The organism is Crenobacter sp. CS_VA4, assembly GCF_055597485.1.
The window spans coordinates 1-253 of record NZ_JBVMAE010000159.1 but is presented as its reverse complement, the minus strand read 5'-3'; the positions used below and the strand labels follow the sequence as shown (position 1 = coordinate 253).

Sequence of the window (253 nt, the reverse complement as noted above, 5' to 3'; positions counted from 1 at the left end):
CTTTAGTCTCACGGTGGACCTGGAAGACGACCTTCCTGACGCCACCATGGACCCGGAGCACCTGTGCGAAATCCTGAACAACTTGATGGACAACGCCATCCAGCACGCCCGCCCTCCGGAAGGTGAGCGCACACAGATTTGCGTCAGCGCGCGCGTCCGGGATCAGAGCCTGGTCCTGCAGCTGTCCGACAATGGCGTGGAGCCGCTCAGCGCTGGCAGCGACAAACCGTTTGAGGCGTTCTGTGGAGAGGGC

Annotated in this window: 1 protein-coding gene; it reads left to right on the top strand. The window is 62.5% G+C overall.

Going from position 1 to position 253, the window contains the following annotated elements:
* Positions 1-13: 13 nt before the first annotated feature.
* The coding region (locus tag ACZ2IA_RS23145) for an ATP-binding protein (RefSeq protein WP_470294926.1) at positions 14-253 on the top strand (240 nt) is incomplete at its 3' end.